This window comes from Sphingomonas trueperi (assembly GCF_011927635.1).
GTDB classification, from domain to species: domain Bacteria; phylum Pseudomonadota; class Alphaproteobacteria; order Sphingomonadales; family Sphingomonadaceae; genus Sphingomonas; species Sphingomonas trueperi.
Genome location: NZ_JAATJB010000005.1, coordinates 270,107 through 289,472, shown reverse-complemented (window position 1 = coordinate 289,472; position 19,366 = coordinate 270,107). Strand labels below are relative to the sequence as shown.

Here is a 19,366-nt window from a genome sequence, read left to right as displayed (position 1 = left end):
CGCAGGACCGAGGAGAGTGGTCATGTTCGTGCGGACCCAGAGATTGACGTTACGTCCCGGCTGGCCCGAGGACGCCCCCACCCTAGCCCGGGCGATCGACCATGAGGCCGTCGTGCGCAATCTGTCGCGCGTGCCCTGGCCCTATTCGATCGAAGCGGCCGAGACCTTTCTCGCCCATTGGACCGACACGCGCTTCCTGGTGTTCGAGCACCAGGGCGGCAGCGTGGCGTTGATCGGCTGCGTCGGCATCGATGCGGCCGGCGGCGAGGCGCACGAGCTCGGCTATTGGTACACGCCGTCCGCCTGGGGCAAGGGCTATGCCACCGAAGCGGCGCGCGGCGTGCTCGCCGCGGCGCGCGCGTCGGGCATCCGCCGGGTGACCTCGCGCCACGCGGTCGACAACCCCGCCTCGGGCCGCGTGTTGCGCAAGCTGGGCTTCCAGCCGACCGGCCGCGTCGAGCCGCTCTGGTCCAAGGGTCGCGGATGCGAGATGGCGTGCGTCGGCTTCGAGCTGGATCTCGACGCCGAAGGCTGCCGATCGGGGCCGGAACCCCGCCTCGCGGCGTGACGCCTTCCCGTCCTTCCTCCAAGGGGGGAGGATGGGCGCGGCGCTTCCCACCGCGCGCGAGCTCGACTAAGCCGGCCATATATGGACACAAGGCCAGCAGCTTGACGACCAAGGCGGCGCGCCGGCGCCTCTCCCCCGGAGAATCGCGCGATGCCGCGCTCGAAGCCGCCCGCGCGCTGCTGATCGAGGACGGCCCGCAGGCGGTGACGCTCAAGGCCGTCGCCGCGCGGATCGGTCGGACGCACGCCAACCTGCTCCATCATTTCGGCTCGGCGGCGGGGCTGCAAAAGGCGCTGGCGGCGAGCATGGCCGAGACCGTCACCGCCAAGATCGGCGAGGCGGTGCTGCGCGCCCGGACCACCGACCACGACCTGCGCGAGGTGGTGGCCCTCACCTTCGACGCGTTCGGCCGCGAGGGCGCGGGCGCACTGGCGAGCTGGATGCTGCTCACCGGCAATCAGGATGCGCTCGACCCGATCCTGGAGGCGATCCACCGGCTGGTCGACCGGATCAGCGAAGGCACCGATTCGCGCGCGCCGCTGCGCGAGGAAACGCTGCAGCTGACCCTGATGGCGCTGGGCGACGCGCTACTCGGCGCCCCCATGGCCCGCGCGCTGGGCCTCCCGCGCGACACGGCGCGCGACCTGGCCGCGGCGATGCTGCGTGAGCGGATCGAGGCAGCGAGCGAAGGGCCGTAACGCGCGACGCGGCGCCCTACTCCGCCGCCTGCCCCATTCGCTGGGCTTCGCCCGCCACGGCCTCGCGCACCGCGCGCGCGAGCGCCGCGACGGTGAACGGCTTGCGGAGCACCGGGCGGTCGCGGAGCTGCTCGGCGCTCGCCTCGCCGGTGAAGCCGGTGACGAACAGCACCGCGACCCCGGTCAACGTCGCCTCGACCGCGGCAATCATTTCCGGGCCGGTCTGGCCGGGCATCAGCACGTCGGTCATCACCAGATCGAGCGAGGCCATCGCCGCGATCGCCGTCGGCGCGTGGAGCGGATCGGCGCAGCCCACCGCCCGGTGGCCCAGCTCGCGCAGCGCCGCCAGCGTGGCAGCCAGCACGCGGGGATCGTCCTCCACGACGAGAATGTCGTAGCTCTCGCCCACCTTCTCCTCCGCCGACTCGATGACCACGGGCGCCGTGACGGTGCCGGTCAGCGCGCCCTTGTAGCGCGGCAGGTACAGGGTGACCGTGGTGCCGGCATCGGGCGCGGTCTCGATCGCGATGCCGCCGCCCGACTGGCGGACGAAGCCGAAGATCTGGCTGAGCCCCAGCCCCGTCCCCTTGCCCACCGGCTTGGTGGTGAAGAAGGGCTCGAACACGCGCTCCAGCACCTCGGGGGTCATGCCGCAGCCATCGTCGCGGACGGCGACCGAGACATAGTCGCCCGCCGCGCAATGCCCGACCTCGTTCGCCGCCAGCCGCGATTCGCCGGTGGTGATCACCAGCGTGCCGCGCCCGTTCATCGCGTCGCGCGCGTTCACCGCCAGGTTGAGCACCGCGTTTTCGAGCTGGTGGCGGTCGACCCAGATCCGCCACCCCATGCCGCGGTCCTGCGCCTCCACCCGGATCGCGTCGCCCAGCGTGCGATCCAGCAGGTCGCGCATCCCGCGAATCAGCGCGCCGGCATCGACCGGCTCGGGCGCCAACGATTCGGAGCGCGAAAAGGCGAGCAACTGGCGGGTGAGCGCGGCGGCGCGGTGCGCGCCCTCCATCGCATTGTCGAGATGACGCGCGGCTTCGCGGGGATCGCTTTCGATCTGGCGGCGCGCCAGTTCCACCCCGCCCAGCACGACGGCCAGCATGTTGTTGAAGTCATGCGCGATACCACCGGTGAGCTGACCCACCGCGTCCATCTTCTGCGCCTGGCGCAGCTTGGCCTCGGCGACCTCGCGCTCGCGCGCTTCCTCGCGCAGCTGGGCGGTGGCGGCGGCAACGGCTTCGCGCAGTTGCCCCGTCCGCTCGCGCTCCCAGGCGGCGTCGGCATCGGCGAGCGCACGATCGCCCTGCGCCTCGATCGCGAGCCACCCAAAGATGACGGCGCCCAGGGCAATCACCAGGCCGAAGCCGCTGAGCACGCGCGAGGCATAGCTGCTGTTCTCGATCAGCTGCGCCGCCGCGCGGGTGCGGTCGCGCAGCAGCCGTCGTTCCTGCTCGACGATATCGTCGAGGATCGCTTCGACCTGCTTGCGCGCCGCGCTCTCGCGGACCTGATAATAGGCGCCGAACGCGTCGCTGTTGCGCTTGTAGGTGGTGTAGAGCGCAGTCGCGTCGAGTTCCTTGCCACGCTCGGCGAAGGCGCGCTGCAGCTGGCGGACCTCGGCGAACAGCGTCGGGTTGTCGCCGGTCAGCTGGCGCAGCCGCTGGAGCTGCTCGCCGGCCTTGCCCCATTGATCGCTATATTGCTGGCCGAGATTGCGATCGGCGCTCACCACATAGCGGCCCAGCGCCGCCTCCGCCGAGGCGATGCCGCCGGAGAGCTGGTTGGCGCGCAGAATCACTTCGAAGCTGTGCTGCTGGAGCGCGATCGCCCGGTCCCGCTCGAGATCGGTGCGCTGCTGGATCAGGATCAGCGCGCCGAGCACGAGCACGCCGGCCACTGCCAGCGCCGCCAGCAGCACCAGGCGCCAGTTCTTCGCGTGAACCGAACGCTCCAGAGACGGGATCGCTTCGCTCATCCGGCCCCGACTCTAGGCGCTTGGGACGAAAGTGAAAAGGCCGGTTAGGCGATGACCCCCACGGCCTGCCCCGCCGCGCGGAACATGCCCAGCACGCGCTCGATCTGCTCGGGGCGATGCTCGGCGCAGAGCGAGCAGCGCAGCAGGAAGGTGCCGGCCGGGGTCGCCGGCGGGCGCGCCATGTTGACGTACAGGCCGTTTTCGAGGAGCGCCTGCCACATCACCACCGCCTGCTCCTGGTCCTCCAGGATCACCGCGATGATGGCGCTTTCGGGCGTCTCGGTGCCGAGCTTGAAGCCCATCGCCTTCAGGCCGCCGTGCAGCGTGCGGGCATTCTCCCACAGCCTGGCGCGCTTCTCGTGCGCCGTCGCGAGCTTGCGGATCGAGGTCGCCGCGGTCGCCACCACGCTGGGCGGCAGCGAGGCGGTGAAGATGTACGGGCGGCAGGCCAGGCGGATCGCCTCGAACTTGGGGTGGTTCGAGATGCAGAAGCCGCCGACGGTGCCAACCGACTTGGAGAAGGTGCCGACGACGAAATCGACGTCCGCTTCCAGCCCCTGATCCTCGTAGACGCCGCGGCCGTTGGGGCCGAAAAAGCCCATCGAATGCGCTTCGTCGACCAGCACCATCGCGCCGTGCTTCTTGGCGACGGCGACCATTTCCTTGAGCGGCGCGATGTCGCCGAGCATCGAATAGACGCCTTCCAGCACCACCAGCTTGCCGGCTTCGGCAGGCAGGCGGCCGAGGCGCTTGTCCAGGTCCGTCACGTCGTTGTGGCGGAAGCGGACGATCTCGGCATTGCCCTGCTTGCAGCCGTCATAGATCGAGGCGTGGCTGTCGGCGTCGAGGACGATGTACTCGCCCTTGCCCGCCAGCGTCGAGATCATGCCCAGATTGGCCATGTAGCCGGTCGAGAACACGATCGCGCCCGACACGCCGTAGAAGTCGCGCAGCGCCTGCTCGACGTCCATATGGTCGCGGAAGGTGCCGTTGAGCATGCGGCTGCCGTTGGTACCCGAGCCGAACTGGTCGAGCGCGTCCTTGCCGGCCTTGATCACGTCCGGATCGAACGTCATGCCCATATAGTTGTAGGTGCCGAGCAGGATCGTGTCCCGGCCCTTGATCACCGCTTCAGTCGGCGACTTCACCTGCTCCATCACGATCGCGAACGGGTCGATCACGCCGCTGTCGAGCAGCGCCTGCCGCTCGGCGATCAGGCCGTCGAACTTGCTCATCAGGTCGGTCATGCGGTTCAGCCCTTGAGCTTCTGCACGGCGTCGACCAGCTGGCCGACATTCTCGATCTCGGCCTGCATGTTCATGGTGATGACGATGTCGAACTCGTCCTCGATCGCGGCGACGAAATCCATCACCGTCAGGCTGTCCCATTCGAGATCGCCCGCGAAGGTGGTAGTTTCGGTGAGCGCGACTCCCTTCTTGTTGAAGGGTTCGATCTGCGCGGCGACGATGTCGAAGATTTCTGCACGGTCAGTCATGCGGCCGGTCCTTAGTGTGATCGGCCGCAGGTGCCAAGCGAATGCGGCGAAACCGGGCCCGTGGCGGGGCAGTGCCCGAAAGGTCAGGCCGCCGCCGCATCCCCGCTGCCCGCGGTGAGCACGCCGTACACCCACAGGTCCATCTGCGCGGCGATCTTCTGGAGCAGACTGGGGTGGAAATGGGTGACGTCTGCCATCTCCTCATAGCTGTCGAGCAGGTCGGCCACTTCCAGCAGGAAGATGCGGCCGGGATTCTCGCGCGCCATCTGCCGCCAGATCGCGTTGAAGATTCGCGCGCGCTCGGGCGAATGGTTGAGGCCCAGCCGATACTTCTCGATCGGCGCGTCCTCGGGCGGCAGCACCACCAGCATGCGAAGGTCGTTCTCGATCAGGTGGATACACAGCCGCAGCACACACTTCTGGTAGACGCCGCGTTCCAGCAGGTGCCATTTCCCCGGCCAGCGCACGTCGAGATAGTCGACGGTCGCGCCATAGACGAGGAAGGGCGGGAAGTGCTGCGCCTTGTAGCTGTCGTCGTCCATCATCCGCAGCGCGAAAAGGCGGGGATTGTTGTCGAAGTCGATCGCCGGACGATATTGGCTGTAATGCGCGATGCCGCCGGACTGGCAGTCGAACATGATGCGGATTCCCGCCTCGCCCGCTAGCTGGCCACTGCGCTCGGCGCGGATCGCGGCCCGAACGTCGGGCTCGTCAAAGCCATGGTCCTCGATCCAGTCCGGAGACACCCGGCTGAAGCGGCCGTCGAGCGCGCTGAAATCGGCATCGGGCCAGTTCCCCCGGATCTTGCCCAGCGCATATGCCTCCAGCCCCATGTGCATCGCGCGGCACGAGAAGGTGAAGTGGACCAGCTTTTGCTCGACGCGGTCGTACATGACGAAGCCGACCAGCCCGTAGCGGCCATATTTGTCCCAGGCGAAGATCGACCAGCTGTCGTGGCGGGTGACGTTGATGATGTCGCGCTCGAGCTGGGCGGCGTCGACGCGCGACTGGGTGTAGTTGAGCTGGTTGGCGCGGTTGATCAGCTCGGCGATGCGCGGCACGAACTCGAGGTTGTCCATGATGAACGGCGCGCAGGCGCAGAGGCCCGAGGCGCGCAGGAACGCCTCGTTGGACTGGCCTTCCACCGCGCCGCGGTCGCGCTTCTTGGCTTCGAGGATCCGGTACTCGGCGACGCGGCTGCGGGTGCCGGTCTGGATCGCGAGCAGGCCGGCGAGCTGCTCGTCGGCATCGGCGGCAGTGGCGTCGAGCGTCTGGATCTCGGGGAGGGCGTGGCGCACTTCGGCGAGATTGTGCGGGTTATCGTCGATGAAGAGGGTGTTGGCCGCGCGCAGCTGCATGTCGGCGATGATGCCGCGGATCGCCTCGGCCTTGGGGGTGAAGGCGATGTGGGGGAAGACGAATTCGTCCCAGAGCCCGAACGCCTCCAGGCGGGCCTTCGCCGCGTCGAAGTCGTTCTTCGAGCAGATCGAGGAGACCACGCCGCGCGCGTTGAAGGCGCGGACCATCTCGGCGCGCTGGTCGAACAGCGCGACCGCGTCGCCATCGGCGAGCGTGCCCCGCCACAGCGTGTCGTCGAGGTCCCAAAGGATGAGCTTGATCGGGGCGTTCCACATGCACCCTTTATAGAATGGTTAAGCGGCGTCCGGGCTCAGAGCAGCCCCTTGGTGCGGTACCAGCGTGCGGTCTCCTGAAGGCCCGTCTCGGTCTCCACCTGCGGCGTCCAGAGGTTGGCTGGCGCACGGTGCGCGGGATCGGCCACCCAGTCGGGATGGCAGAAGTACGACACGCGATCGGGGGTGAGCTTGGCGCGCTTGCCGCGCAGCAGCCGGTCGACGCGCGCGCCGAGCATCAGCACCGCCTTGGGCAGCGACAGCGCGAGCACCCGCCGTCCCACCGCCCGGCCGATGGCATGGGCGAATTCGGGATGGGTCCACCCCCCTGCCCGGCCGTCATCGGGGTCGATCTCGCCGGGGAAGCGATCGGCTGCGGCGAGCGCCAGCAGCAGCCGGCCGAGGTCGCCGACTTCGATCACCGAGATCCGGCCGCCCGGCGGCAGCAGCGCCAGCCCGAAGCGGGCGACGCGGAACAGCTCCAGCATCTCCAGGTCGCCCGGACCATAGATCGCCGGCGGGCGGACGATGGTCCAGTCGAGCCCGGAATCGCGGACCAGCTTGTCCGCCTCGCCCTTGGACCAGCCATAGCCGGAAAGCCCCGGCTCGCGGCTGGCGAGCGAGGAGACATGGACGTAGCGGCGCACACCTGCCTGCTTGGTCGCGGCGAGCATGTTGGCGGTGCCGGTGATGTTGCCGTGCGCGAAGCCCTCGCGGTCGGGCGCGTTGACCACGCCGGCGACATGGATGACCGCATCTGCCCCGGTGCAGAGTTCCGTCAGCGCCGCGGTCGCATCGAGATCGCCGCGGACCCAGGTGACGCCGTCGCGTGCCGGCTGGTCACGGCGGGTGAGTGCGCGGACCTGGTGCCCCGCCTTCAGCGCAAGCTCGATCAGCCGCGATCCGACGAAGCCGGTGCCGCCGGTGACCGCGAACACGCTCACAGCAGTGCCATGTGGCTGCGGTGGACCAAAGCGGCGCGGGGGGCATAGCCGAGGATCCCGACCAGCTCCTCGCTGCGCCGCCCGACGATGCGCGAGGCATCGACATGGCCATATTCGGCGAGCCCGCGCGCGAGATGCTTGCCGTCCGGCCCCACCACAACAACGAGATCGCCGCGTGCGAAGCGGCCCTCGACGCGGGTCGCCCCGGCCGAGAGCAGGCTGCGGCCTTCCTTCAGTGCCTGCGCCGCGCCCTCGTCGATATGGATCGCACCCTTGGCGGTGAGTCCGCCGCGCAGCCACGCCTTGCGCGCCGCCGCGCCCTTCTGGCCGAGGAACAGCGTGCCGCGCCGCGACGTCGCGAGCCGCGCCAGCGGATGCTCCACCCGCCCATCGGCGATGGCGAGGTGCGCGCCGGCGCTCGTGGCAATCCGCGCCGCCTCGATCTTCGACACCATGCCGCCCGATCCCATGCCCGAGGCCGAGCCGCGATCGGCCATCGCCTCGATCCGCTCGTCGATCACGTCGACCAGCGCGATCAGCTGCGCATCGGGGTTGGTATTGGGGTTGGCGGTATAGAGCCCGTCGACGTCCGACAGCAGCACCACGCCCTCGGCATTGGCGGCGCTCGCAACGCGGGCAGCGAGCCGGTCGTTGTCGCCGAAACGGATTTCCTCGGTCGCGACCGAATCATTCTCGTTGATCACCGGCACCACGCCGAGGCGCAGCAGCCGGTCGAGCGTCGCCGAGACGTTGAGGTAGCGGCGGCGGTCTTCCAGATCGTCGAGCGTCACCAGCATCTGCGCGGCGGTGATGCCCTGGTCGTGGAGCAGCTCGGCCCAGATGCTGGAGAGCGCGATCTGGCCGGTCGCCGCAGCCGCCTGCGCATCCTCCAGGCTCGCGCGGCCGCCCTTGGGCAGCTTGAGCCGGCGCGCGCCGAGTGCGATCGCACCCGAGGAGACGATGACGAGCTGCTGCCCCTCACGGGCCCGCGCGCCGAGATCCGCGGTGAGTGCCGCCAGCCAGTCGCGGCGGATCTGCCCCTCGCGATCGACGAGCAGCGAGGAGCCCACCTTCACGACCAGCCGGCCGCAGGTCGAAGGGCTGAAGCCGATGGCGTCGGCAGGGCGTGCGAGCGCGGACATGCCCGCGCTCTTAGCGGTGCGGTTCGGCATCTGCCAAGCGGGTCACACGATCGATTCGCGCTGGAGGTCGCTGCAATGGCCGACGCCGGTCGCCTTGAGGCGCGCGATCACCGCGTCGCGGGTATCACTGTCGCCCGCGCGGATCTCGCCCAACTCGGCGGCGGTGAGCAGCACCACCGGCACCGCGCGGACGGGAGACAGCGGCATGTCCTCGATCTGCGTGTCGAAATCGGGCTCCGGGCCGCCGATCATCACGCCCAGCACGTCGTCGGCAGTGAGGAAATGCGCCGGCAGCCGCGCGGCGATCGCCGCCGAGCTGGAAACGTTGGTGAGTTCGAGCGGGATCGGGCCATGGCGTTCGAGCGGGCGGAGGATGCCCTGCTCCTCGGCGACGATCGCGGCGACCCGGCGCAGCACCTCCAGCATCCAGCCATCGCCCGCCACCTGCGCCGGCGCGCCCTCGCCCGGGCCCTCGACGAACAGCTCGATCTCGAAACCGTTCGCGGTGGCGCTATCGTCGAACGGATCCGAGAGGCCATCGGTTGCGAGCAGGATCGCGCTGCCGCGGTGGATCAGCCGGTATGCCTCGTGCCCGCCCGGCCAGAGCGAGCCTGCGGGCGCGGACGAGAGGATGCGGTCGCTCGCCGGCCCCAGTGCCGACCAGAACAGCCCCCGCGCTTCGGCCGAACGTTCGGCAACGCTGGCGATTCGGTGTGGCTCGGGCCTGCTAACCGCCTGCGGCTTCGCACCAAACAACCCGCGCAACCAGCCGAACACACCCATCCGCATCTCTCCCAAAAGGAATCAGGCGGGAAGCGTTGCCCTAGAAATGCGTCAGACCGGCGACCATTGAACCGGTTCTTCACCATCTTCGAAGCTTTCGTCGGCCGCCCGGTTCTCGTTCGGGCCGATCACTTCGAGCAACTGGTCGAGTACCCAGTCGACCCCGGTGCCGGCGGCGCCGGACAGCGGAATGACTTGCGCGCCGCTCGCCTCTTCCAGCTCGGCGGAGAGCGCGGCGATCAGTTCGTCGTCGAGCGTGTCGATCTTGTTGAGCGCGATCACGACAGGCTTTTCGGACAAGCCTGCGCCATACGCCTCCAGCTCGTCGCGAACGATCCGGTAGCTGGTCGCCACGTCCTCATCATTGGCGTCGATCAGGTGGAGCAGCACGCGGCAGCGCTCGATATGGCCGAGGAAGCGGTCGCCGATGCCGGCACCGTCCGCCGCGCCTTCGATCAGGCCGGGAATGTCGGCGATCACGAATTCGCGCTGCTTGTGGCGCACCACGCCCAGCTGGGGCCGCGTGGTGGTGAAGGCATATTCGCCCACCTTGGCCTGCGCGTTGGTCACCGCGTTGATGAAGGTCGACTTGCCGGCATTGGGCAAGCCCACCAGCCCCGCATCGGCGAGCAGCTTGAGCCGCAGCCAAACCCAGGCCTCTTCGCTCGGCCAGCCGGTGCCGTGCTGGCGGGGCGCGCGGTTCGTCGAGGTCTTGTAGGTTGCATTGCCGCGCCCGCCGTCGCCGCCCCGCAGGAAGACGATGCGCTGGCCTTCCTTGGTGAGGTCGGCCAGCAGCGTGCGCTCGTCGTCGTCGGCGAGGATCTGGGTGCCGATCGGCACCTTGATAACCAGGTCTTCGCCGCCTGCACCGGTGCGGTTCGAGCCCGAGCCGCCGCTCCCGCGCGGGGCACGGAAGTGCTGGGTGTAGCGGAAGTCGATCAGCGTGTTGAGGCCGGCGATCGCCTCGAAGATGATGTCGCCGCCCTTGCCGCCGTTGCCGCCGTCGGGGCCACCATATTCGATGAACTTTTCGCGACGGAAGCTCACGGCACCGGGCCCACCGGCACCCGAGCGGACGAAAATCTTGGCTTGATCGAGGAAATGCATCGCGGGCCCATATACGTTCGGCGCAATTTCGTCACCCCCGGCAGCGCGCCTGCCGGCAATGTGGCTAACGACATGACACTTTCCGGGTGGCATCGGCGTTCAGCACGGCTATACGCGACCGGATCGTTTCCGCCCGTTTTCCGTTACAGGGGCGCAAGGATCCAAGCTCTGAAGGACGTTCAGCGAACAGCATGAATTCGATCGATCGCTACATGGCGCGGCTGATCGCGGTGCCGCTGATCTCCACCCTGATCATCTCCGCGATGCTGCTCGTGCTCGATCGCATGCTTCGGCTGTTCGAGTTCGTCGCGACCGAGGGCGGTCCGGTGAGCGTGGTTTGGCGCATGCTCGCCAACCTGCTGCCCGAATATCTCGGCCTCGGCATTCCCATCGGGCTGATGCTCGGCGTGCTGCTCGCCTTTCGCCGGCTCGCCACCTCGTCCGAGCTCGACGTGCTGCGCGCGGTGGGCGTCAGCTACACAAGGCTGCTGCGCGTGCCGTACATGTACGCCATCGTGCTGGCGGCGGTGAACTTCGCGATCGTCGGCTTCGTCCAGCCCACCTCGCGCTACAATTACGAGCAGCTCCGCTTCGAGCTGCGCTCGGGCGCGCTCGGCGCCTCGATCAAGGTCGGCGAATTTACCAGCTTCGGCTCGAAGATGACGCTGCGGATCGAATCGAGCCAGGACGAAGGGCGCGACCTGCGCGGCATCTTCGTCGAGATGACCAACAAGGACGGCACCCCGCTGGCCGTGACCGCGCAGAAGGGCCAGTTCCTCCGCTCGGACGATCCCGACACGATCATCTTCCGCCTGACCAACGGCACGCTCGTCCATTACGACAAGAGCTCGCCGGTGCCGCGGGTGCTGACCTTCACCACCCACAATCTGCCGATCCCGCTCCCCAAATACGAGCAGTTCCGCAAGCGCGGCGACAGCAATATCGAGCGCACCCTGCCCGAGCTTGCGGTGATCGGCCGCAACCGCTCGGCCCCCGAGATCGACCGCGAGACCAGCCGCTCGGCCTTCCACTATCGCATGGCGGAAGTGACGACGATGTTCCTGCTGCCGATGCTGGCGGTGGCGCTGGCGATCCCGCCCAAGCGCTCCACCTCGATGCTCGGCGTGTTCCTGTCTATCCTGATGATCGTGACCTATCACAAGGTGAACGAGTACGCGCAGGGGGTGGGCAGCCTGGGGCTGATCGATCCGATCATCGCGCTGTGGGTACCGTTCTCGATCTTCGCGGGGCTTACCGTCTGGATGTACTATACCGTCGCCTATGTGCCCGGCGGGCAGCCGATCGGCGCGCTGGAACGCGTCTTCGCCAAGACCGCCAAGCTGATCGGCCGGCTGCTGCCGGGGGCCAAGCGACGGCGTCGCAAGGCGGAGGCGGCGCGATGAGCCTGCGCGGCCTGTTTCCCTCGCCCACCGTGTCGCTGTACATGGCGCGGCTGTTCGTGTTCCGCACCTTCGCGCTGCTCGGCGCGCTGGTGCTGGTGCTGACCTCGCTCGACCTGCTGACCGAAAGCGCCGGCATCCTGGCCTATCCGGGCAACGGCAACGCCGAGATCCTGCGCTACGCCACGCTGCGGGTGCCGCAGATCATTTCCACCTTCCTGCCCTATTCGGTGCTCGGCGGGGCGATCTTCACGCTCGCCCAGCTCAACCAGAACAGCGAGATCATCGCGCTCAAGTCGGGCGGCCTGTCGGCGCACCAGGTGCTGGCGCCGCTGATGCTCTCGGGCCTGATCGTCGCCGGCCTGTCCTTCGCGTTCAACGACCGCATCGTCAGCCGCGCGACCTCGACGCTGGAGCAGTGGAAGAAGGTGGAGTTCGCGCCACTCCCCATCGACCGCGGCGACCGCGCCAACGTGTGGGTGCAGGCAAGCGGCAACCTGATCAACGTGCAGCAGATCAAGGGGAAGGGCGATGCCGCCCAGCTGTACGACATCACCGTCTATCAGCGCGACAAGGGCTCGCTTGCCTCGATCCTCACCGCCAAGCACGGCGTGCGTGCGGGCGACGGCTGGCGCGTCGACAACGTCAAGCGCTTCGACGTGGCCAGCGCTACGCTGACCCCGGTCCCCGATACGATCATCGGCCAGGGCGTGCGCCCGGATCAGTTCACCCTCGCCCATGTCGATCCCAATTCGAGCTCGTTCAGCGAGCTGCGCATGGCGATCGGCGAGCTGAAGGCGGCGGGCCGCCCGACCAAGGCGCTCGAAGGCTCGCTGTGGCACAAGCTGTCCGGCCCGCTCTCGGCCTTCCTGATGCCGCTGCTCGGCGCCGTCTCCGCATTCGGCCTGGCGCGGTCGGGCAAGCTGTTCGTCCGCGTGGTGATCGGCATGGCGCTCGGCTTCCTCTATTTCGTCGCCGACAATTTCGCGCTGGCGATGGGCAATCTGGGTGCCTACCCGCCCTTCCTCGCCGCCTGGGCGCCGTTCCTGCTGTTCCTGATGATCGGCGAAGCGGTGCTGCTGCGGACCGAGGAATAGGCTATTCACGCGGCAACACCCGCTTGAGGCCTTTTGAAATGTTCCGACCCACTGCCCGCTTCTTCGCCGCCACCATGCTGGCGCTTGCCCCTGCCGTGGCACGGGCTGGGCCGGAGCAGCTCTACCAGGGCACCGTCGGCACGGCGCGGATCGTGATGACGCTCAGCGAGGACAAGGGCGAGGTCTTCGGCCAATATTTCTACTTCAGCTCGCGGCTCGACATCGACCTATCGGGCAGCGTCCGCGGCCAGACGCTCGACCTCGAATCGCGGGTGACCGGCGACAAGCTGCACCTGACCCGCAGCGGCGCGACGCTCGCCGGTACGCTGACCACCGCCAAGGCGAAGCGCCTGCCGGTCCGCCTGCGCCCGGCGGGCGCGCCGGAGGGGCTTCCGACCGACCTCCCGCCCAAGCTGAGCGGCTATGAACGCTGGCATCTCACCGGGCTCAGCCTGACCGCGCAGCAGGCGGAGACGGTCAACGGCAAGACGATCCGCTGGTACCGCGAGCCCCTTTCCGGCATCCGCCTGTTCCGCATCGAGAGCGGCTATGCGGCGCCGGCGCTGGCGGCGGTCAACCACGCGCTCGCCCGCAACCAGTGGCAGGACGTCTCCGCCTGGTTCGCCTGCACCGGCTATGAGGGCGGCCCCGGCACCGACGTGGCCGAGGCAAAGCGGCCCTGGCTGGGCGCGAATCACATGAGCTATGTGTGGAATGCGAGCTGGAGCTGCGCCGGCACCGCGCATCCGGACTTCGCCACCGCCGGCCACAGCTTCGACATGCGCACCGGCCGCGAACTCAAGCTCGACGATCTGCTCCATTTTGGACCGGCACCGATTCCGGCGGAGGAGAGCGACGGCTGGTACAGCTATCGCAGCAAGCGCTTCGCGCCGGGCGTGGTGGCGCTGCTCAAGCGCTACCATCCCGACGAGATGACCAAACCGGCCGAGGGCGACGAGGACGGTTGCGACTATTCGGACCCGGAGGTGTGGGACTTTCCCGGTTGGGCGCTTTCCGAGAAAGGCCTGTGGCTCGGCGCCTATTTCGCCCGTGTGCAGCGCGCCTGCGACGCGCCGGACTGGGCGATCCTCCCCTGGTCCGCGCTGGGACTGAAGCCGGGCGAGCGGCCCTAACGCACCTCAGGGGTGCGCCTTGGCCCAGTCGAGCGCGCCCTGCAGCGTCGTCACCCACACCTCGCTACGGTGCTGCACCAGCCAGGCGAGCAAGGCGCGGTGCTCGGCATCGGGCACGGCCTGATAGTCGCCACCGACGCCGTGGAACAGGAACACGGCCCAGCCGCCGCCCTGCTCGGCCTCGCGGGCATAGGCGATCATCTCCTCCGCCGTCGCGCCTTCGCCAAAACCGCGTGCGGGGACGTGCATGGGATCGGCCTTGGCGACATCCGCGCGGGCATTCGCCGGCGTGTCGACCACGCCGCGTACATAGGTGACGGTGCCCACCTTGCGCAGGTCCTCCAGATAGTCCTTGCCGCCCGCCAGGCTCTGCCCGCAGGGCGTGGCGAAGCCGTGGCGATCCTTGCCGTCCAGCGCGCGGAGCAGTACGTTCTGCTGGGCGATCTCGCGGAGCATGCTGGCAGACGTATAGGCCTCGCTCACATAGCGCGGATCGGCGGGATAGACGTCGTGCGTGCAGGGGTGGAAGATCGTGTGGTTGGCGAGCTCGTGCCCGCCCTTCGCCGCCGCGCGCCAGCGCTCGACATCGGCTTCCTTCACATTGGCCAGGAAGAAGGTGCCCTTCAGCCCGGCGGTGTCGAGTGCCGGGATCGCGTGATCGAGCTGCGACTCCAGGGCGTCGTCATAGGTGAGCACCACCGCCGCCTTGGCGCCGTTCGGCCAGCGAGTCTGCGCCGCTGCCGGCACCGCCATCCACGCACAAAGCACCGCCGCTGCGAAAAGCCGTCGCATCACCCTCTCCTCCGATCCTGCCGCCAGCCTAGCTGCGGCCCGAAGGTGCGCAAGGGCGTGCGCCCAAAAAGAAAGGGGCCGGCGCACCGCCTGGTGCCCGGCCCCTTGCCTGTCGCTCACGCCGATCAGCGCTGGCGCATCGTGCCCTGTGCCAGCTTCACCACCAGCCCCGAGAGCGTCGGGTAATTGGCCTGGTGATAGACCGAGTCGGGCGACAGCGCCGCGACAAGGCGACGGTGCGCCGTGCCCAGCGCATGGTACGGCACCGCCGGCAGCAGATGGTGCAGCGCGTGGTAGCGCAGGCCCACCGGCGCCCAGAGATAGGGCAGCAAGCCCGGCTCGGGCACGTTGACGCTGTCGAGATACTGCGCGGTCACGGTCAGCGGCTCGCCTTCGTTCTCCCACAGATGCGCGACCAGCGTGCGGACCTGGTTGATCACCGCAGAGCAGGCGACGATCGCGATGTAGGCGAAGAAGGCGCGCAGCGGCAGGATTCCGGCCACGGTAATGCCGATCAGCGTGATCGCGAACAGGCTCGCGCCCAGCTCCTGCCAGAACCACTGGCGGCGGAACTCGCCTTCGGGCGCGCGGCGCTCGAACTTGGGGTTGATCTGCAGCCCCGAATAGCGCGCCACGACGAGGCGGCGCAGCTTCGGCGAGAAGAGCGACAGCGGCGACAGCACCGCGAAGCGGAGCAGCAGCCCGATCGGCATCAGCACCGAGACCAGCAGGAACAGCGGCAGCGTCCACGGCTTCATCAGCGCGAGCGGCAGATATTCGGGATCCTGATCGGTGCCGTAGCGGGTGCGCGCATGGTGGATCGTGTGGATGCCCTCGTACATGAACGAGGGCAGCAGCAGCGGCACGCCGACGAACGCGTTCCACGCGGTGCGGAAGCCCGGCAGCAGCGAGTGCTTGAGATGGGTGATCTCGTGGATGAACAGCTCGGCGCGGTACAGCGCGAGCACCGCGACGATGCCGCCGATCACCGCCACCCAGGGCGAAGCCGCGAACATCGCGGTCGCCATGCCGGCATAGCCGATCGCCGCCGAAAGGAAGCAGTCGGTCCAGTACATCGCCTTGTTGGGCGTATGGAGATCGCGGGTCAGCTCCGCGGCGGCACGCAGCATCGCACGGTCGTCGGGAACGCCCGAAAGGCGGATGCGCGCGATCGTCGCCGAGATTTCGGCGTCCGGGGCGTCCGGATGATCGAAGGCTAGCGATTGGGTCATGGGTAGTGCCATTGGCCTTAGATAGTGGCTACAAGGTGGCATTACAGGGCGCCCATGGGGCCGTTTCGCTGCACTGCATGCCTGCGCTTGACAGGCGCTCTCGGACGCAAGACTGCATTGCGCCGTATCAAGTTTTTCTGGGGATACTCCACGTGGCTAGTGCCGATCTCAAGGTCCGGCCCGTATCGGGCAAGGCCGATACCAAGGCGTTCATCGAACTCGCCTACCGCCTGAACGGCGACGATCCCAACTGGGTCGCGCCGCTGCGCGAGGAAGTGGCCGCCACAATCAGCCCGAAGAAAAATGGCTGGTTCAGCCATGCCGAGGGGCAGCTGTTCCTCGCCGAGCGCGGGGGCAAGGTGGTCGGCCGCATCTCGGCGCATATCGACACGCTGGCACTGCAGATGCCGCCGGAGCAGGGCTTCGGCCCCGGGACCGGCTTCTGGGGGCTGTTCGAGGCGGAGGATGCTGAGGTCGCCGCTGCGGTGATCGCGCAGGCCGAGGACTGGCTTCGTGGCAAGGGCATGACCAGGACGCTGGGCCCGGTGAGCCTGTCGATCTGGGAAGAACCAGGCCTGCTGGTGAAGGGCCATGACCATCCGCCAACGGTGCTGATGGGCCACCATCCGGCGCGCTACCAGGGCTGGATCGAGGCGCAGGGCTATGGCCCGGCCAAGAAGCTGGTCACCTATGAGCTGGACATCAGCAAGGAATTCCCGCCGATCGTGCAGCGCATCGTCGCCGCCGGCGAGAAGAACACCCGCATCCGCATTCGCGAGGTCAACAAGGCCAAGTTCGCCGAGGAAGCCGCGATCATCCTCGCCATCCTCAACGATGCATGGGGGGACAATTGGGGCTTCGTGCCGCTCACCCAGCCCGAGGTGGACGATGTCGGCAAGAAGCTGAAGCCTTTGGTGTTCAACGACCTGATCCGCATCGCCGAATATGACGGCGAACCCGTCGCGTTCATGGTCACCCTGCCCGACCTCAACGAGCCGCTGCAGCCGCTCAAGGGTTCGCTGCTGCCCTTCGGCTGGGCCAAGCTGCTGCTGTGGCTGCGTCGCCCGAAGGCGCGGACGATGCGCGTGCCGCTGATGGGGGTGGTGAAGCGGCTGCAGAGCTCGCGCATGGCGAGCCAGCTGGCCTTCATGATGATCGAATATATCCGCCGCGCGTCGGTGACCCATTACGGCGCGAGCCGGGGCGAGATCGGCTGGATCCTGGACGACAATCAGGGGATGATCGCGATCGCCGATGCGATCGAAAGCAAGATCAACCGCGAGTATCTGATTTACCAGAAGGCGCTGTGATCCTGGCGGTGGCAGCGGGCGGTACTCCCACCCGCTGCCGGCCAGGGTTCAGCGCGTCGCGAGCGGGTCGACGCCGGTATCCTTGATCCACTGATCGCGGGTCTTGCACTGGCGCGGCGGTGCAATGCGGGTACCAGTCGGCGCCTCGAACTTCACGCACACCCGAACCGAACCGGCCTCGGCCGTCAGGGCGCTTTCGGCGCGCTTTGACTTCTCCGATGCGGCGCTGGCGGGAACTGCGGCGACGGCCACCAGGGCGCACGCGCCGAACAGGGTGGCGCCGATGCGAGCGGTACGAACGAACTTGGTCATGTCTCTTCTCCTGAAAAAGGCGTGCGGGATCGTTCCGCCGCACGCGATGCGGGGGTTGGTAGGCTTCGTGAAATGTCAGAGGTGGGTACGGGCGATCAGTATTCGCGGAAGGGATCGTTGCCTTCGCGGATCCAGGCCTCGCGGGTCTTGCACTGCTTGATCTTCTTCTCCGAGCCGTCGGCCGCCTTGCGCTCGACGCACCAGACGAGGCGTCGGGCGATCGGGTCCAGCGTGCGAAGGTCCTTCTTCGCGGCCGCCTTGGTCTGCTCGGGCTCCGATGCAGCCTGGGCCGATGCAGCCGCGGTCAGGGTGGTGGCGAGCAGCACGGCGGCCGGTATCAGGCCGAGGATTTTGGGTGTGCGAATTGGGCTCATGTCAGGTTCCTGTCTGCTTTAAGGGCCGACGCTCCTTCGCTTTCGCCGGTACCTCGATGTTCTGCAGGACCCGTGCCAGTTTCCACCAGAGTTTGTTTTCAACTACTTAGCAGAATTCACCGAAGTGTCATGGTGCCATAATACGGCACAGATGACCAAGGGTTGGCGCCATACGCCAACACCCTCGCCACTTCCGAAAAAAGAATGCCAGCTACGCCGCGCCTAGCGCAGCGTCACCCAGGTCGGTGCGTGGTCGCTGGCCTTTTCGCGGCCGCGATAGTCCTTGTCGACACCGGCGCCGGTGAAGCGGTCGGCCGCCTGCGGGCTGAGCAGCAGATGGTCGATGCGGAAGCCCGCGTCGCGCTGCCAGGCGCCCGCCTGATAGTCCCAGAAGGTCCACACGCCGCCCTTGGGGAAGCGGGTGCGCAGCGCGTCGGTCCAGCCATGCGCGAGCAGCATGCGGTAGCGCTCGCGCGATTCGGGCTGCATCAGCGCGTCCTCGGCCATGGCGCGGACCGAGAAGGTATCGTCGTCATTGGGGATGACGTTGAAATCGCCCGCAAGGACCGCCGGCCGCTCCTCGGCGAGCAGTTGCGCCGCGCGGTCGTACAGCCGGTCCATCCAGCGCAGCTTGTAGTCGAACTTGGGGCCCGGCTGGGGATTGCCGTTGGGCAAATAGAGCCCGCCGACGATCAGATCGCCGACCTCCACCTCGATATAGCGGCTGTGCGCGTCCTCGGGATCGCCCGCCAGTCCGCGCTGGCGCTCGACCGGCTGCTGGCCCCTGGCGAGGATGGCGACGCCGTTGAAGCCCTTCTGTCCGTGCCACACCGCTCCATAGCCCGCCGCTTCGATCGCGGCGACCGGCAGCGTGTCGTCGGAGCTCTTGAGTTCCTGCAGGCAGACGATGTCCGGCTGCTGCTCGGTGAGATACTCGACCAGGCGGTCGATCCGCGCCTTGATGCCGTTGACGTTGTAGCTGACGATTTTCAAAGGGTTGCGCTCAGATCGAGAAGCTGGTGCCGCAGCCGCAACCGGATGCCGCATTGGGGTTGGTCACCGCGAAGTGGGCGCCGCCGAGATTGTCGATGAAATCCACCTGCGCGCCGCGCACCAGGTCGAGGCTCACCGAGTCGACCACCAGCCGCACGCCGTCGACTTCGGCGACGCTGTCATCGGCCTCCACGCCCTCGGCCAGGTCGAAGCGATATTGGAAGCCCGAACAGCCGCCGCCTTCCACCGAAAGCCGCAGGATGGCGGGCTTGGCCTGCTTGGCGGCAATCGCGGCGACGCGCGCCGCGGCGGCAGGCGTCAGCGCGATGGTGGGCTGGTCGATGGTTGTCGTCATGGGCGTCAGATAATGCGCC

Annotated in this window: 20 protein-coding genes; 6 read left to right on the top strand and 14 right to left on the bottom strand. The window is 68.0% G+C overall.

Annotated features, from left to right (window positions below; genetic code table 11):
• Window positions 1-22 precede the first annotated feature (22 nt).
• Together GGR89_RS10975 and GGR89_RS10970 are read left to right on the top strand one after the other, a co-directional pair.
• Entirely contained in the window at window positions 23-568 is a 546-nt protein-coding gene (locus tag GGR89_RS10975; RefSeq protein ID WP_125977457.1) for a GNAT family N-acetyltransferase, read from the top strand.
• Window positions 569-669: 101 nt separating this feature from the next.
• On the top strand, window positions 670-1,266 hold the full coding sequence (locus GGR89_RS10970) for a TetR/AcrR family transcriptional regulator (protein WP_125977456.1): 597 nt from the start codon (window positions 670-672) through the stop codon (window positions 1,264-1,266).
• Window positions 1,267-1,282: 16 nt separating this feature from the next.
• On the opposite strand, the gene GGR89_RS10965 is transcribed toward GGR89_RS10970, so the two are convergent.
• The 8 genes from GGR89_RS10965 to obgE form a co-directional block, all read right to left on the bottom strand.
• Window positions 1,283-3,247, bottom strand: a complete 1,965-nt coding sequence (locus GGR89_RS10965; protein ID WP_125977455.1) for an ATP-binding protein — start codon at window positions 3,245-3,247, stop codon at window positions 1,283-1,285.
• 44 nt (window positions 3,248-3,291) lie between these two features.
• The gene (spt, locus tag GGR89_RS10960; RefSeq protein WP_125977454.1) at window positions 3,292-4,494 is read right to left on the bottom strand and encodes a serine palmitoyltransferase; all 1,203 of its coding nucleotides are present in this window, start codon (window positions 4,492-4,494) and stop codon (window positions 3,292-3,294) included.
• 5 nt (window positions 4,495-4,499) lie between these two features.
• Entirely contained in the window at window positions 4,500-4,742 is a 243-nt protein-coding gene (locus tag GGR89_RS10955; RefSeq protein ID WP_019368784.1) for an acyl carrier protein, read from the bottom strand.
• An 83-nt stretch (window positions 4,743-4,825) separates the two neighbouring features.
• Window positions 4,826-6,376, bottom strand: coding sequence for an HAD-IIIC family phosphatase (locus GGR89_RS10950; protein ID WP_125977453.1), 1,551 nt, complete (start codon window positions 6,374-6,376; stop codon window positions 4,826-4,828).
• A gap of 35 nt (window positions 6,377-6,411) precedes the next feature.
• Window positions 6,412-7,317 carry an NAD(P)H-binding protein gene (locus GGR89_RS10945; RefSeq protein ID WP_167712886.1) on the bottom strand — a complete coding sequence of 302 codons (906 nt, stop codon included), beginning with the start codon at window positions 7,315-7,317 and terminating at the stop codon, window positions 6,412-6,414.
• On the bottom strand, window positions 7,314-8,459 hold the full coding sequence (gene proB, locus GGR89_RS10940) for a glutamate 5-kinase (RefSeq protein WP_125977451.1): 1,146 nt from the start codon (window positions 8,457-8,459) through the stop codon (window positions 7,314-7,316). The genes GGR89_RS10945 and proB overlap by 4 nt, the downstream gene beginning before the upstream one ends.
• Before the next feature lie 42 nt (window positions 8,460-8,501).
• Window positions 8,502-9,242: a suppressor of fused domain protein gene (locus tag GGR89_RS10935; protein WP_125977450.1), complete on the bottom strand. Its 741-nt coding sequence runs from the start codon at window positions 9,240-9,242 to the stop codon at window positions 8,502-8,504.
• A gap of 51 nt (window positions 9,243-9,293) precedes the next feature.
• Window positions 9,294-10,349: a GTPase ObgE gene (gene obgE / locus GGR89_RS10930; protein WP_125977449.1), complete on the bottom strand. Its 1,056-nt coding sequence runs from the start codon at window positions 10,347-10,349 to the stop codon at window positions 9,294-9,296.
• Window positions 10,350-10,540: 191 nt separating this feature from the next.
• On the opposite strand from obgE, the gene lptF reads away from it, so the two are divergent.
• The 3 genes from lptF to GGR89_RS10915 are packed head-to-tail and all read left to right on the top strand — an operon-like array spanning window position 10,541 to window position 13,979.
• Window positions 10,541-11,752 carry an LPS export ABC transporter permease LptF gene (gene lptF, locus GGR89_RS10925; protein ID WP_206431154.1) on the top strand — a complete coding sequence of 404 codons (1,212 nt, stop codon included), beginning with the start codon at window positions 10,541-10,543 and terminating at the stop codon, window positions 11,750-11,752.
• Entirely contained in the window at window positions 11,749-12,846 is a 1,098-nt protein-coding gene (gene lptG, locus GGR89_RS10920; protein WP_125977448.1) for an LPS export ABC transporter permease LptG, read from the top strand. Before lptF ends, lptG begins: the two co-directional genes overlap by 4 nt.
• A 38-nt stretch (window positions 12,847-12,884) precedes the next feature.
• The gene (locus GGR89_RS10915; protein ID WP_125977447.1) at window positions 12,885-13,979 is read left to right on the top strand and encodes a hypothetical protein; all 1,095 of its coding nucleotides are present in this window, start codon (window positions 12,885-12,887) and stop codon (window positions 13,977-13,979) included.
• Window positions 13,980-13,985: 6 nt separating this feature from the next.
• Here the strand turns inward: GGR89_RS10915 and GGR89_RS10910 are convergent, their stop codons facing one another.
• Both GGR89_RS10910 and GGR89_RS10905 read right to left on the bottom strand, forming a co-directional pair.
• On the bottom strand, window positions 13,986-14,771 hold the full coding sequence (locus GGR89_RS10910) for a polysaccharide deacetylase family protein (RefSeq protein ID WP_125977446.1): 786 nt from the start codon (window positions 14,769-14,771) through the stop codon (window positions 13,986-13,988).
• Window positions 14,772-14,896: 125 nt separating this feature from the next.
• Window positions 14,897-16,003 (bottom strand): fatty acid desaturase family protein, encoded by a 1,107-nt coding sequence (locus tag GGR89_RS10905; protein ID WP_125977445.1) that lies wholly within the window; start codon window positions 16,001-16,003, stop codon window positions 14,897-14,899.
• A gap of 152 nt (window positions 16,004-16,155) precedes the next feature.
• Between GGR89_RS10905 and GGR89_RS10900 the strand changes: the two genes are divergently transcribed.
• Entirely contained in the window at window positions 16,156-17,313 is a 1,158-nt protein-coding gene (locus tag GGR89_RS10900) for an N-acetyltransferase (protein ID WP_125977444.1), read from the top strand.
• 48 nt (window positions 17,314-17,361) lie between these two features.
• Here the strand turns inward: GGR89_RS10900 and GGR89_RS10895 are convergent, their stop codons facing one another.
• The 4 genes from GGR89_RS10895 to erpA form a co-directional block, all read right to left on the bottom strand.
• Window positions 17,362-17,625, bottom strand: coding sequence for a hypothetical protein (locus GGR89_RS10895; RefSeq protein WP_125977443.1), 264 nt, complete (start codon window positions 17,623-17,625; stop codon window positions 17,362-17,364).
• 95 nt (window positions 17,626-17,720) lie between these two features.
• Window positions 17,721-17,999, bottom strand: a complete 279-nt coding sequence (locus tag GGR89_RS10890) for a hypothetical protein (RefSeq protein ID WP_125977442.1) — start codon at window positions 17,997-17,999, stop codon at window positions 17,721-17,723.
• Between the two features lie 222 nt (window positions 18,000-18,221).
• On the bottom strand, window positions 18,222-18,992 hold the full coding sequence (xth, locus tag GGR89_RS10885; RefSeq protein ID WP_125977441.1) for an exodeoxyribonuclease III: 771 nt from the start codon (window positions 18,990-18,992) through the stop codon (window positions 18,222-18,224).
• A gap of 10 nt (window positions 18,993-19,002) precedes the next feature.
• Window positions 19,003-19,347: an iron-sulfur cluster insertion protein ErpA gene (gene erpA / locus GGR89_RS10880; protein WP_125977440.1), complete on the bottom strand. Its 345-nt coding sequence runs from the start codon at window positions 19,345-19,347 to the stop codon at window positions 19,003-19,005.
• Window positions 19,348-19,366 lie beyond the last annotated feature (19 nt).